At 66.1% G+C, this 12,997-nt stretch carries 15 protein-coding genes; 11 read left to right on the top strand and 4 right to left on the bottom strand.

What is annotated here, in order from left to right; all coding sequences use genetic code 11:
- Window positions 1-24 precede the first annotated feature (24 nt).
- On the bottom strand, window positions 25-441 hold the full coding sequence (locus ABC383_RS07555) for a PaaI family thioesterase (protein ID WP_413012803.1): 417 nt from the start codon (window positions 439-441) through the stop codon (window positions 25-27).
- A gap of 202 nt (window positions 442-643) precedes the next feature.
- On the opposite strand from ABC383_RS07555, the gene rraA reads away from it, so the two are divergent.
- Window positions 644-1,144, top strand: a complete 501-nt coding sequence (gene rraA, locus ABC383_RS07550; RefSeq protein WP_413012801.1) for a ribonuclease E activity regulator RraA — start codon at window positions 644-646, stop codon at window positions 1,142-1,144.
- A gap of 34 nt (window positions 1,145-1,178) precedes the next feature.
- On the opposite strand, the gene ABC383_RS07545 is transcribed toward rraA, so the two are convergent.
- From ABC383_RS07545 to flgA, 3 genes are all read right to left on the bottom strand, one after another.
- Window positions 1,179-1,646: a flagella synthesis protein FlgN gene (locus ABC383_RS07545; RefSeq protein WP_413012799.1), complete on the bottom strand. Its 468-nt coding sequence runs from the start codon at window positions 1,644-1,646 to the stop codon at window positions 1,179-1,181.
- A 1-nt stretch (window position 1,647) separates the two neighbouring features.
- Window positions 1,648-1,950, bottom strand: coding sequence for a flagellar biosynthesis anti-sigma factor FlgM (flgM, locus tag ABC383_RS07540; protein WP_413012798.1), 303 nt, complete (start codon window positions 1,948-1,950; stop codon window positions 1,648-1,650).
- Window positions 1,951-2,044: 94 nt separating this feature from the next.
- A complete protein-coding gene (flgA, locus tag ABC383_RS07535) occupies window positions 2,045-2,743 on the bottom strand; it encodes a flagellar basal body P-ring formation chaperone FlgA (RefSeq protein ID WP_413012796.1) in 699 nt (232 codons plus the stop codon).
- 155 nt (window positions 2,744-2,898) lie between these two features.
- On the opposite strand from flgA, the gene flgB reads away from it, so the two are divergent.
- The 10 genes from flgB (at window position 2,899) to flgK (ending at window position 12,987) form a co-directional block, all read left to right on the top strand.
- Complete coding sequence (gene flgB / locus ABC383_RS07530; RefSeq protein ID WP_413012794.1) at window positions 2,899-3,333, top strand: flagellar basal body rod protein FlgB; 435 nt, start codon at window positions 2,899-2,901, stop codon at window positions 3,331-3,333.
- A gap of 11 nt (window positions 3,334-3,344) precedes the next feature.
- Window positions 3,345-3,749 carry a flagellar basal body rod protein FlgC gene (flgC, locus tag ABC383_RS07525; protein WP_413012793.1) on the top strand — a complete coding sequence of 135 codons (405 nt, stop codon included), beginning with the start codon at window positions 3,345-3,347 and terminating at the stop codon, window positions 3,747-3,749.
- Window positions 3,750-3,760: 11 nt separating this feature from the next.
- Entirely contained in the window at window positions 3,761-4,438 is a 678-nt protein-coding gene (gene flgD / locus ABC383_RS07520; RefSeq protein WP_413012792.1) for a flagellar hook assembly protein FlgD, read from the top strand.
- Window positions 4,439-4,473: 35 nt separating this feature from the next.
- Window positions 4,474-5,709 carry a flagellar hook protein FlgE gene (gene flgE / locus ABC383_RS07515; RefSeq protein WP_413012791.1) on the top strand — a complete coding sequence of 412 codons (1,236 nt, stop codon included), beginning with the start codon at window positions 4,474-4,476 and terminating at the stop codon, window positions 5,707-5,709.
- A 959-nt stretch (window positions 5,710-6,668) separates the two neighbouring features.
- Window positions 6,669-7,400, top strand: a complete 732-nt coding sequence (flgF, locus tag ABC383_RS07510; protein WP_413012789.1) for a flagellar basal-body rod protein FlgF — start codon at window positions 6,669-6,671, stop codon at window positions 7,398-7,400.
- Between the two features lie 63 nt (window positions 7,401-7,463).
- Complete coding sequence (gene flgG / locus ABC383_RS07505; protein ID WP_194714853.1) at window positions 7,464-8,246, top strand: flagellar basal-body rod protein FlgG; 783 nt, start codon at window positions 7,464-7,466, stop codon at window positions 8,244-8,246.
- A gap of 17 nt (window positions 8,247-8,263) precedes the next feature.
- Entirely contained in the window at window positions 8,264-8,938 is a 675-nt protein-coding gene (locus tag ABC383_RS07500) for a flagellar basal body L-ring protein FlgH (RefSeq protein ID WP_413012788.1), read from the top strand.
- A gap of 17 nt (window positions 8,939-8,955) precedes the next feature.
- Window positions 8,956-10,059 (top strand): flagellar basal body P-ring protein FlgI, encoded by a 1,104-nt coding sequence (locus tag ABC383_RS07495; protein ID WP_413016263.1) that lies wholly within the window; start codon window positions 8,956-8,958, stop codon window positions 10,057-10,059.
- 22 nt (window positions 10,060-10,081) lie between these two features.
- Window positions 10,082-11,008 (top strand): flagellar assembly peptidoglycan hydrolase FlgJ, encoded by a 927-nt coding sequence (flgJ, locus tag ABC383_RS07490; protein WP_413012787.1) that lies wholly within the window; start codon window positions 10,082-10,084, stop codon window positions 11,006-11,008.
- A gap of 62 nt (window positions 11,009-11,070) precedes the next feature.
- Window positions 11,071-12,987 carry a flagellar hook-associated protein FlgK gene (gene flgK / locus ABC383_RS07485; protein ID WP_413012785.1) on the top strand — a complete coding sequence of 639 codons (1,917 nt, stop codon included), beginning with the start codon at window positions 11,071-11,073 and terminating at the stop codon, window positions 12,985-12,987.
- Window positions 12,988-12,997: the final 10 nt, after the last annotated feature.

Below are 12,997 nucleotides of genomic sequence, written 5' to 3'. Positions count from 1 at the left end.
GGCAGGCTGCCGCACCGCCGGGATTCAGGCCTTGGGCCACAGCACCATCTGCGTGCAGCGGAACAGCGCGATCGTCTTGCCGCTGCCGGCGACGCTCACGGTGGCGTCCCAGACCTGGGTGGTGCGGCCCAGGTGCACCGGGCGCGCGTGGCATTCGATGCTGCCTTCCAGCGCGGTGCCGAGGTGGTTGCTCTTGAGTTCGACCGTGGTGAAGCCGCTTGCGCCCTGCGGCAGCTGCGACATGCAGCCATAGCCACAGCAGGTGTCGGCCAGGGTCACGATGGAAGCGGCGTGCAGGAAGCCGTTGGGCGCCATGTGGGCCGGCGTGATGGCCATGGTGGCGCGCACGCCGTCGGCGCCGACCGCGGTGACCTGCAGGCCGAGCACGCCGGGCAGGCTGCCGTTCTGGATGGAATTGAAATGCTCGGGCGTATGCTGCATGGTGGGCTCCGGTCAGAAAAGGGCATGCTATTCTTGCACGAAAATTTCCTGTCCATGCAGCCTTTCCCCGCGCCGGCATCAAGAGAAAACCAGCGGAGTTGCCGTGCTGGCGCCGGGTCAAGCGTGACATCGCGCAGTGGCAGCCGCTGCCGGACTGCATGGATTGCCGACAACTTGCCTCATCTCATCCTCTGGAGCTTCCATGGACTTTTCCACCTGCGACCTGTGCGACGCCAATGAAAACCTGATCGCCGACGGCAGCCTGACCGTGCTGCCGCCGGTCTTCATCGCGCTCGGCCGGCGCGCCGCCTTTTCCGGCCAGGCCGCCACCCTGAAAGTATTCGAAGACAATGTGCTGGTGCGCGCCACGCTGGAAACGCCGGGCAACGGCCGGGTGCTGGTGGTGGACGGCGGCGGCAGCCTGCGCTGCGCGCTGGTCGGCGGCAACCTGGGCGTGCTGGCGGAAAAGAATGGCTGGGCCGGCATCGTCGTGCATGGCTGCGTGCGCGATTCGGCCGAACTCAATGCCTGCGATGTCGGCATCCGCGCGCTGGCGCTGCATCCGCAGCGCAGCGTGCGCAAGGGCGCGGGAGACAAGGAACTGCAGGTGTTCATCGCCGGCGTGGCGGTGCGGCCGGGCGACTGGATCTATGCGGATGCGGATGGGGTGCTGGTGTCGAAGACGGCGCTGGTCCAGGGCTGAAGCCCGGGCCGGACTGCTTTCCCGGCCAGGCGTCTCAGCCGGCGACGAAGCTGCGGCCCGCGGTGCGGACGTTCTGCTGGCCGTCGCGGCCATACACCGCCGGCTGGCCGCCGCCGCGCAGGGCCTGCAGGCCGGCCTGGTTGCGGCTCATGTGCTGGTGAATCAGCAGGCCGTTGGTGCGGTTGAGTTCCTTGCCGGCCGCGGCCGCGGCCAGCAGCGCCTGCCAGTCGGCGCGCACTGCGTCGTCCTGCGCGGTCAGCCAGGCCAGCATGCCGGCTTCGGTGGCCGCATGGCCGGCGGCGGCGACAGCCTGCATGCGGGACCGGGCCAGCAGGTTCATCTGGTCGACGATGCCGCTCTTGCGGTCTGCCGTCTGCGCCAGCGCAGCCACGTCCGCCCGCACCAGTTCGGCCTGCTCCTGCTGCAGGCATTCCTGCAACTGACGGGCGAGTTCGCGTTCCCTGGAGAGGCTCTCGGCCGGGCTGTGCTGCGCTGGATGCATGTTATTTCCGTTTCTGGGTCATCAGGTCCTTGACCGAGTCGATCAGGCCGTCGGCAACCTTGCTGGCGTCGACCTGGAAGGTGCCATTGGCAATGGCAGCCTTGATCTCCTCGACCTTTTTGGCGTCGAAGACGCCAGTGGACGACGTGGAGGAAAGCGCCTTGGCCTGGCTGGACAGGCGCACGTTGTCGGTCGCCGCAGTGGTGGCGGCGGCTTTTTCGGCGCTCTTGCTGGCGCCGGTCTGGGTTGCGGCCACGCTGGTCGCGGCAGGCTTCTTGATGGAGCCGGAGTCATTGATTTTCATGACGTTTCCTTAGTCGTTTCGAGGGGACATTCCTCTGCCATGTCTGCTTTACGGCGCGTCTGGCAAAAACTTTAACCCTCTTTTCGACAACAAGTTAAAAAGTCACTTCAACCGTGCCGCCGGCACGCGCCACGCCCGACACCACCTGGCCATTCTGGGTCTTGACCTGCACCACCTGGCCGTCGCTGCCATTGGCCAGCGCGCGGCCGTCGGCCGTGACCTTGAATCCCGGCCCGGAGGATACCAGCCGCACCACCTGGCCCTGCGCCACCGCCTGCTGGCTGCGCAGCGCATCCTGGCGCAGCGGCGCGCCGACCGCCACCGAGCGGGCCAGGGTATGGCCCACTGCCTGCGACTGTTCGGTGACGATGCCGGGCGGCAGCGCAGTCAGGTCGCCGCTGACCCTGGCGATGTCGTTCGGGCCTATGGTCTGGCCCTGGGCCAGCGGCACCGCCGCCGCCAGGTATTCGCCCTGCACCTGCACCATCGCCGGTATATAGACGGTCCAGGGCGAGGGCGCCACGCAGCGCACGCCGACCGAGGTCTTGCCCCAGGCGCGGGCGCCGTTGGGCAGGAAGGCTTCCGGCGCGGTGCAGGCGGCCAGGTTCAGGCGCGGGTCGATGGCCCCGACCGTGACCGTGATCTGGCCCGGCAGGCCGCCCGCCTGCACCGTCAGGAACTGGCTGGCCGTCTGGCGCAGCACGCCATGGTCCTGCCGCGCCGGCGCGGTTTGCGCGCTGGCGGCGCCGGCCAGAACGAGGAGCGCCGCTGCGGCTGTGTACGGAAATTTCATAGTCGGACCCGAGGTTTATTCCAGCCTGCATGGTAAGGCGCGGCGCTGGCGGCAAAGCGGCAAACAGGCCGTGATTTGCCGCCTTTATTGCCCGATGGATAGTCTCGCCGCTTATTTACCATGCACAGCATGCAATTCCACCATCAGGAGCGGAAATGATAGGAAAACTGGATCAGGCGCTGGCCTTTCATGAAGCGGCGCTGAAGCTCGGCGCCCAGCGCCAGCAGGTTCTGGCTTCGAATATCGCCAATGCCGACACGCCCAACTACAAGGCACGCGACTTCGACTTCGCGCAGGCCCTGCAGGGCGCGGTGGGCCGCGGCAATCCGGCTACGCCTTCCGTACCGGCGCCGGGCCTGGCCCGGACCGCACCTGGCCACCAGGCCGCAACGGGCGCCAATGGCGCGACGCTGGTTGCCGGCGCGCCGTCGCTGCTGTACCGCACCGGCGTGCAGGGCGGGGTGGATGGCAACACCGTGGACATGGAAGTCGAGCGCAACCAGTTCACCAACAATGCGCTGCGCTACGAAGCCAGCATCACGATGATCAGCAGCCAGATCAAGAACCTGCTGACCGCGATCCAGGGTTAAGGGAAAACGCCATGTCGCTGTTCAATATCTTCAATGTCGCCGGCTCGGCCATGAGCGCCCAGGGGCACCGGCTCAACACCGTGGCGTCCAACCTCGCCAATGCCGACAGCGCCACCAGCGCCACCGGCCAGCCGTACCGCGCCAAGCAGGTGGTGTTCGAAGCAGTGGAGGGCGCCACGCCCGGCTCGACCTCGGTCAAGGTGCAGCAGGTGATCGAGGACACCGCGCCGGCGCGCACCGTCTACAACCCGTCGCATCCGCAGGCCGACGACAAGGGCTATGTGCAGATGCCCAACGTGAACGTGGTGGAGGAAATGGTCAACATGATTTCCGCCACCCGTTCCTACCAGACCAATGTGGAAACGATGAATGCAGCCAAGACCCTGCTGCTGAAAACCCTGACCATCGGTCAGTAAAGGAACCAGGCATGACCACGATAAGCGACAACACCGTTTCCCCGGCGCTGCTCAACGCGATGAACTCGTCCAAGGCCAGCGCCGCCAGCGCCGAAGGCATCGCCGGCACCCAGGACCGCTTCATGAAGCTCCTGATCACGCAGATGAAGAACCAGGACCCGCTGAACCCGATGGACAACGCCCAGGTCACCAGTCAGATGGCGCAGCTCTCCACCGTGACCGGCATCGAAAAACTTAACGCCAGCATGTCCAGCATGCAGAGCAGCTACCAGGCCAGCCAGACCATGCAGGCCACCAGCCTGATCGGCCACGGCGTGCTGGTGCCGGGCAGCAGCGCCATGCTGGCCGACGGCAAGGCGGTGCTGGGCATCGAACTGCCGGCGGCGGCCGACAAGGTCACCGTCACCATCCGCGACGGCGCCGGCAAGGCCATCCACAAGATCGAGCTCGGCGAGCAGGCGGCCGGCACGCTGCCCCTGGCATGGGATGGCAAGACCGACAGCGGCGCTGCCGCCGCCAATGGCCAGTACAGCTTCGACGTCACCGCCAGCAGCGCCGGTTCGGCGATCAAGGCCAGCACGCTGACCTTTGGCCAGGTCGGCAGCGTCTCGACCGGCGCTTCCGGCGTCAAGCTCAACCTGACCAACGGCGCCTCGGCCACCATGGCCGACGTGCGCGAAATCATTTGACGGCATCCGCAAACCCATAGCAATCGGAGAAGAACATGAGTTTCCAGCAAGGTCTGAGCGGTCTGAACGCCGCGTCCAAGAGTCTCGAAGTCATCGGCAACAACGTCTCGAATTCCAGCACCGTGGGCTTCAAGGCATCGCAGGCGCAGTTCGCCGACGTGTACGCCACCTCGCTGTCCGGCGGCGGCGCCTCGCAGGTAGGCATCGGCACCAAGCTGTCCAAGGTGCAGCAGCAGTTCAGCCAGGGCAACATCACCGCCTCCAACAATGCGCTGGACATCGCCATCAACGGCGCCGGCTTCTTCCGCATGGACACCAACGGCACCGTGACCTATGCCCGTAACGGCCAGTTCGAGCTGGACAAGGCGGGTTACATCGTCAACGCCACCGGCGCCAACCTGACCGGCTACAGCGCCAACGCCGCCGGCGTGCTCTCGACCGGCGCGCCCGGCAAGCTGCAGATCAACACCGCCGACCTGCCGCCCTCGGTCACCAAGCTGGTCAAGGAAGTGGTCAATCTGGATTCCGGCCTCGCCGCGCCGAGCAACTCGCCGTTCAACCCGGCCGACCCGACCACCTACAACAACGCCACCTCGATCTCGGTGTTCGACAGCCTGGGCAATTCGCATGTGATGCAGAGCTTCTTCGTCAAGACCGGCTCCGGCGCCTGGGATGTGTACGGCGTGGCCGACGACAAGGTGCTGACCTCGCCGGTCGACGGCAAGATCGCCTCGCTCGCCTTCGGCCCGGATGGCGCGCTGACGCAGGCGTCGAAGGACGCGATGCCGTTCTCGATCACGATCCCCGCCACCGCCACCGGCGCCGCCGACATCGTGACCAAGATGGACTACACCGGCAGCACCCAGTACGGTTCGGCCTTCATCGTCAATGCGCTGTCGCAGGACGGCTATACCTCGGGCCGCCTGACCGGCTTCAACACCGGCGCCGACGGCGTCATCACCGGCCGCTACAGCAACGGCAAGTCGTCCACGCTGGGCCAGGTGGTGCTGGCCAACTTCACCAACGTCAACGGCCTGCAGCCCCTGGGCAACAACGTGTGGGCCGAGACCACTGGCTCCGGCGTGCCGCTGGTGGGGACGCCGTCGAGCGGCACCTTCGGCACCCTGCAGTCCTCGGCGGTGGAAGATTCCAACGTGGACCTGACGGCCGAACTGGTGAACATGATCACCGCGCAGCGGGTGTACCAGGCCAATGCGCAGACGGTGAAGACGCAGGACCAGGTCATGCAGACGCTGGTGAATCTGAGGTAAAGGGGAAGGGGCGGCGGCAGCCGCGGCTGCTTTTGACTTACGCGCAGCGACAGTTGCAGTTGTTGTTGACGTTGACGTTGCAGTTGCAGTTGCAGTAGCCGTTGTAGTTGCAGTTGCAGTTGCAGTTGCAGTGAAGTCCCGTTGAGCGCGCCGTGACGGCGATGCCTGGAGCGGGAAAAGGTGCGGCGTCTGTCTGAGCCAAGCGCAGCTTGGCGAGTTTAGCCGCGCCCCGCTCCAGGCATCGACGGCACGGGAACCCCGCGCAGCGGGGCGCGATCACCGGGTCGCCTTTTCTTGCCTACTTCTTTTGGCGAAGCAAAAGAAGTAGGTCGCCCGCCGGGGCGAACACCCGGCCTGGTCATGACGACAGTGCAATGGCGTTGTTTCACCAGGGGTAAGGAGTCACTGCGAAGCAGCAGTTGCAGTTGCCTTCAGCAGTACGCTGCGATCACTGCTAAAAGCAACAACGACAGTGCTGGCCGTGCCTTGCCGGGTGACGCAAGGCGGGTGCACTGCCGTGGAGACAAGCCGGGAATCCGTCCCGGCGGCCGGGTTACTTTTTTTGCTTCGCCAAAAAAAGTAACCAAAAAAAGGCGACCCGGTGATCGCGCCCCGCTAGCGCGGGGTCCCCGTGTCAGCGGTACCCGGAGCGGGGCGCGGCTAAACTCGCCAAGCTGCGCTTGGCTCAGACAGACGCCGCACCTTTTCCCGCTCCGGGCACCGCTGACACGGCGCGCTCAACGGGATTTCACGGCAACGGCAACGGCAACGGCAACGGCAAAGGCAAAGGCAAAGGCAAAGGCAAAGGCAAAGGCAAAGGCAAAGGCAAAGGCAAAGGCAACCGCAACCGCAACCGCAACCGCAACCGCAACTGTCGCTGCGCGGAGCCAAAAGCGACAAACGCAGGGAGCGCACCACACCGGCCGCCCTGCCCGAAACGAAGCGTTGAAAGGAATGAAATGGACCGTCTGATCTACACCGCCATGACCGGCGCAAAACACATCCTGGAACAGCAGGCCAACAACTCCAACAACCTCGCCAACGCCACCACCACGGGCTTTCGCGCCCAGATCGACGCCTTCCGCGCCGTCCCGGTCGTCGGCAACGAACTGCCCACCCGCGCCTTCGTGGTCGACGCCACCGTCGCCACCGACTTCACCCCCGGCCCGATCCAGCAGACCGCGCGTGAACTCGACGTCGCGGTCCAGGGCAAGGGCTGGCTGGCGGTGCAGACCGCCGACGGCGCCGAAGCCTATACCCGCCATGGCAGCCTGAAGCTGTCCGAGAACGGCCAGCTGCAGACCCAGCGCGGCGACGCGGTGCTGGGCGATGCCGGCCCGATCAGCATCCCGCCCGATACCCGCATCGCGGTCGCCAAGGACGGCACCATCACCGGCATGGCGGCCAACCAGCCGCCCACCGTGCTGGGCCGTATCAAGCTGGTCAACCCGCCGGAAAACAACCTGGCGCGCGGCAGCGACGGGCTGTTCCGCACCAAGGACGGCAGCGCGGCGGACGCCGATGCGGCAGTCAATATCATCGGCGGCGCGCTGGAAGGCAGCAATGTGAACACCGTCGATGCCATGGTTAACATGATCAGCCTGGCCCGCCAGTTCGAAATGCAAATGAACCTGATGAAGAACGCCGAGAGTAACGAGACAAAAGCCAGTCAACTCCTCGCTTTGAATTAAGGGTTTCTGCAAGACAATAAAGACTAGCCCACAAGAAGCGGCCGCGCCGCGACGGAGTTAGTCATGATTCGATCCCTCTGGATAGCCAAGACCGGCCTGGATGCCCAGCAGACGCAGATGGACACCATCGCCAACAACCTGGCCAATGTCAGCACCAGCGGCTTCAAGCGCTCCCGTGCCGTGTTCGAGGACCTGCTGTACCAGAACCTGCGCCAGCCCGGCGCGCAGACCTCGCAGCAGACCCAGCTGCCGTCCGGCCTGCAGGTCGGCACCGGCGTGCGCACCGTCGCCACCGAGCGCATCTTCACCCAGGGCAACCTGCAGCAGACCAGCAACGACAAGGACCTGGCGATCCAGGGCAGCGGCTTCTTCCAGGTGCTGATGCCCGACGGCACCACCGCCTATACCCGCGACGGCTCCTTCCAGGTCGATAACCAGGGTCAGATGGTGACCTCCAGCGGCTTCGTGATCCAGCCCGCCATCACCATCCCGGCCAATGCGCAAAGCATCTCCATCGGCCGCGACGGCACGGTGTCGGTGACGCAGCCGGGCAGCGCCAACGCAACCCAGGTCGGCCAGCTGCAGCTGGCCACCTTCATCAACGCGGCCGGCCTGGAAAGCCGCGGCGAGAACCTGTATGTCGAGACCACCGCCTCCGGCAACCCGAGCACCAATACGCCCGGCACCAACGGCGCCGGCATGGTCACGCAGGGCTATGTGGAAACCTCCAACGTCAATGTGGCCGAGGAACTGGTCAACATGATCCAGACCCAGCGCGCCTATGAGATCAACAGCAAGGCGATCACCACCTCCGACCAGATGCTGCAGAAGCTGACCCAGCTCTGAAGCGCCATCGTCCACTCATGAACAACCTCCTTTCCTTCCTCGCCAGGGCCGCCTTGCCGGCGCTGCTGCTGTGCGCCTGCAATACCGTGCCGGATTCCATCGTGCAGCGGCCCACCAGCGCGCGCGCGCAGCCGGTCGCCGTGGCCGCGCCGGCCAATGGCGCGATCTTCCAGACCGCCAGCTACCGGCCGCTGTTCGAGGACCGCCGCGCCCGCCATGTGGGCGATGCGCTGACCATCGTCATCAATGAGAAGACCAGCGCCGGCAAGACCGGCACCGACACCGGCAGCAAGACCGGCAGCAGCAGCTTCTCGGTCGGCAAGCTGCTTGGCCTGAACACCGCCGTCACCGGCCGCATGGGCGTGGATGCAAAGGGCGCCAACAAGTTCGAGGACAAGGAAGCGTCCAACTCCAGCAATACCTTCACCGGCACGCTGGCCGTCACCGTCAATGAAGTGCTGCCCAACGGCTACCTGGCCGTCAGCGGCGAGAAGCAGGTGGCGTTCGACAAGGGCGCCGAGTACATCCGCTTCTCCGGCACCGTGAACCCGGACACCATCCTGAACGGCAACCAGGTGGCCTCGACCCAGGTCGCCGACGCCCGCCTCGAATACCGCAGCAATACCCGCATCGACCCGGTGGAAGTGGCATCCCAGCTGGGTCGCTTTTTTCTCAGCGTGATGCCGTTCTGAGGATGCCCGCCATGCAAATGAATCTTCTGCTCAAGGCGCTGCTGTGCGGCGCCCTCATCGCCGGCAGCGCCGGCGCGCAGGCCGAGCGCCTGAAAGACCTGGCCAGCATCGGCGGCGTGCGCCAGAACCAGTTGATCGGCTACGGCCTGGTGGTGGGCCTGGACGGCAGCGGCGACCAGACCACGCAGACGCCGTTTACCGTGCAGAGCGTGGTCAGCATGCTGCAACAGATGGGCGTGAACCTGCCGCCGACCGGCCAGCTGCAATTGAAGAACGTGGCCGCGGTGATGGTCACCACCTCGCTGCCGGCCTTTGCCCAGCCCGGCCAGATGCTGGACGTGACGGTGTCGTCGATGGGCAATGCCAAGAGCCTGCGCGGCGGCACGCTGCTGATGACGCCGCTGAAGGGTGCGGACGGCCAGATCTACGGCATGGCCCAGGGCAACGTGCTGGTGGGCGGCGTCGGCGCGGCGGCCAATGGCAGCAAGGCCCAGGTCAATCATCTCAGCGTGGGCCGCATTTCCAGCGGCGCCACGGTGGAGCGCGCCGTCGCCAGTTCGCTGGGTCAGAACAACATGGTTACGCTGGAATTGAATGACAGCGACTTCTCCACCGCCAGCCGGGTGGTGGAAGCGGTCAACCGCCGCTTCGGCGCCGACACCGCGTCCGCCCAGGACGGCCGCGTGATCCGGGTGCGCACGCCTGCCGGCAGCGACGAGCGCGTGGCCTTCCTCGGCGCGCTGGAAAGCCTGAGCGTGACGCCGGCCCAGGTGGCGGCCAAGGTGATCCTGAATGCCCGTACCGGCTCGGTGGTGATGAACCAGTCGGTCACGCTGGACACCTGCGCGGTATCGCACGGCAACCTGTCGGTGATCATCAATACCGAGAACACGCCCAGCCAGCCGGCGCCGCTGTCGAACGGCCAGACCGTGGTGGTGCAGAACTCGGCAATCGAGATCAAGAAGGACCCGGGCCAGGTGGTGCTGCTGAAGCAGGCCGCCTCGCTGGCCGACGTGGTCAAGGCCCTGAATGCGATCGGCGCCTCGCCGCAGGACCTGCTGGCCATCCTGCAGGCGATGAAGGCCTCGGGCTCGCTGCGCGCCGAACTGGAAATCATTTGACCAACCAAGGACGGGCCAGCGCATGATCAGCCAGAATCCCCGCATCGCCACCGACGGCGCCGACCTGCCGGCGCTGCGCCGCGCCGGCAAGCAGGACTCGCCGGAAGCGCTGCGCGCCGCGGCCCAGCAGTTCGAGTCGCTGTTCATGAACATGGTGATGAAGTCCATGCGCGACGCCACGCCGCAGGACAGCCCGTTCGACAGCCAGCAGAGCCGGATGTACACCTCGATGCTGGACCAGAAGGTCAGCGACAACTTCGCCAAGCGCGGCATGGGCCTGGCCGACGCGCTGATGCGCCAGCTTTCCAACAATGCCGGCGTGGCGCCCGCCGCGGACGGCGCGGCACCGGGCGGTTCGGCTGCATCGCTCACATCAGCGGCATCAACCGCATCAGCCGCGCTGGCAAGGCAGACCGGCCTGTCGGCCACGCCGCCGGACGGCCCCACGCCGCTGGAAATCTCCAGCGCCCGCCAGTATCCGCCGCGGCCCGGCCATGTGCAGGCCTTCCAGGACAAGCTGGCCGAGCATGCCAACGAGGCCAGCCGCAGCACCGGCATACCGGCCAAGTTCATGCTGGGCCAGGCGGCGCTGGAAACCGGCTGGGGCAAGCGCGAGATCCGCGGCGCCGACGGCAGCAACAGCCACAACCTGTTCGGCATCAAGGCCGGCGCCAACTGGACTGGCAAGACGGTTGAGGTCGCCACCACTGAATATGTGAACGGCGTGCCGCAGAAGCGCATGGAGAAATTCCGCGCCTATGACTCCTATGCCGACTCGTTCCGCGATTACGCCGGCCTCCTGAAGAACAACCCGCGCTACCAGAACGTGATCGCCAACAGCCAGGACGCCAGCAGCTTCGCCCAGGGCCTGCAGCGCGCCGGCTATGCCACCGATCCGAATTACGCGGCCAAGCTGTCGCGCATCATCAAGCAGTCGCTGTCGGCCTAGGCGCGCTAAAGTTTTCCGCCCGGCCGCCGTAGACAGTGCCATAGAGACAAGGAAGGACCAGCATGTCCAGCATACTCAGCGTCGGTCAAAGCGCGCTCTCCGCGGCCCAGGCGGGCCTGGTCACGACCGGACACAATATCGCCAACGCCTCCACGCCCGGCTACAACCGCCAGGTGGTGGTGCAGGGCGCGGTCAATGGCCAGGATGCCGGCTACGGCTTCATCGGCAAGGGCACCGAGGTCACGGCGGTGCGCCGGGTCTACAGCGAATTCCTGAACACCCAGGTGCTGTCGACCCAGACCGCCAGCACCCAGCTGAGCAGCTATTACGGCCAGATCCAGCAGGTCAACAACATGCTCGCCGACAGCAAGGCGGGCCTGACGCCGGTATTGCAGGACTTCTTTTCCAGCCTGCAGGCAGCCGGCGCCGACCCCAGTTCGGGCGCGGCGCGCGAGTCCATGCTGTCGTCGGCCAATACGCTGGTGGGGCGCTTCCAGAGCATGGATGCGCAGCTCGGCGAAGTGCGCCAGGGCGTGACCACCGAAATGCGTTCCAGCGTGGACGCCATCAATGTTTATGCCCAGCAGATCGGCAAGCTCAACGACGCCATCGAAAAGGCCACCAGCAATGGCGGCAGCACGCCCAATGACCTGCTGGACCAGCGCGACCAGGCGATCTCGGAGCTGTCCAAGGAAATCAAGGTCAGCGTGGTGAAGCAGGGCGCGACCTACAACGTGATGATCGGCAGCGGCCAGCCGCTGGTGGTGGGCACCAAGACCTATGACCTGTCGATGGCCCAGTCGCCGACCGATCCGAAGCGGCCGATGGTGGCCTATCAGACTGTGAACGGCACGGTGCTGCTGTCGGACGAAAGCCTGTCCGGCGGCAAGCTGGGCGGCTTGCTGGAGTTTCGCAGCAAGACCCTGGACCAGGCGCAGAATGCGCTGGGCCGGATTGCGATCACGCTCGCCTCGTCCTTCAATGCGCAGCATGTGCTGGGGCAGGATGCCAACGGCAATCCCGGCGTCGAATTCTTCAAGGTGGCCGAGCCGGTGGTGTCGCCCAGCAGCAGGAACGGCGACCAGGCCGCCAGCGCCAGCGCGGCCATCGTCAATCCGTCGGCGCTGACCACCAGCGACTACAAGGTGCAGGTCACCGCCGCCGGCACGCCGCCAGGCTACAAGGTGGTGCGGCTGTCCGACGGCAAGCCGTTCGACGGTCCGGCCGACGGCTCGTCCATGGTGCTCGATGGCGTGAGCTTCGGTGTCTCCGGCCCGCTCACGGCGGGCGACGAGTTTCTGGTGCGTCCCACCGCTGACGGCGCCTCGCTGCGCAACGGCATCAATGTGAAGATCACCGACAAGGCAACGATTGCGCTGGGCTCGCCGCTGGCCTCGGCCGCCGCCAGCGGCAACAGCGGCACCGGCAGCATCAGCGCGCCCACCGTGACGGCAGCCGGCGCAGACCTGACGCAGCCGGTGGCCATCACCTTCACCTCCGCCAATACCTTCGATGTCACCGGCACCGGCCCGGGGCTGCCCGCCATCGGCGTGGCCTTCAAGGCCGGCGAGGACATCAGCTACAACGGCTGGAAGCTGCAGATTTCCGGCGTGCCGGCCAGCGGCGACAGCTTCACGGTGGGCGGCGGCAGCAATGGCTCCGGCGACAACCGCAATGCGCTGGCGCTGGCCGCGCTGCAGTCGGCCAGCACCACCGACGGCGCGTCCACCAGCTTCCAGGGCGCCTATTCGCAACTGGTCAGCCAGGTCGGCAACAAGACCCGCGAACTGGCATCCACCAGCGCCGCGGCCGAGCAGCTGCGGGCCTCGGCTGTCAGCTCGCAGCAGGCCGAGTCGGGCGTGAACCTGGACGAGGAAGCCGCCAACCTGCTGCGCTACCAGCAGGCCTATCAGGCCGCGGGCAAGGTCATGAAGACCGCCAGCGACATGTTCGACGTGCTGCTCTCGCTGGGCCGTTGAGGAGAAAAGC

The organism is Noviherbaspirillum phoenicis (genome assembly GCF_047237965.1).
GTDB lineage: Bacteria > Pseudomonadota > Gammaproteobacteria > Burkholderiales > Burkholderiaceae_D > Noviherbaspirillum_A.
This window is presented reverse-complemented; position numbering and strand designations above follow the sequence as displayed.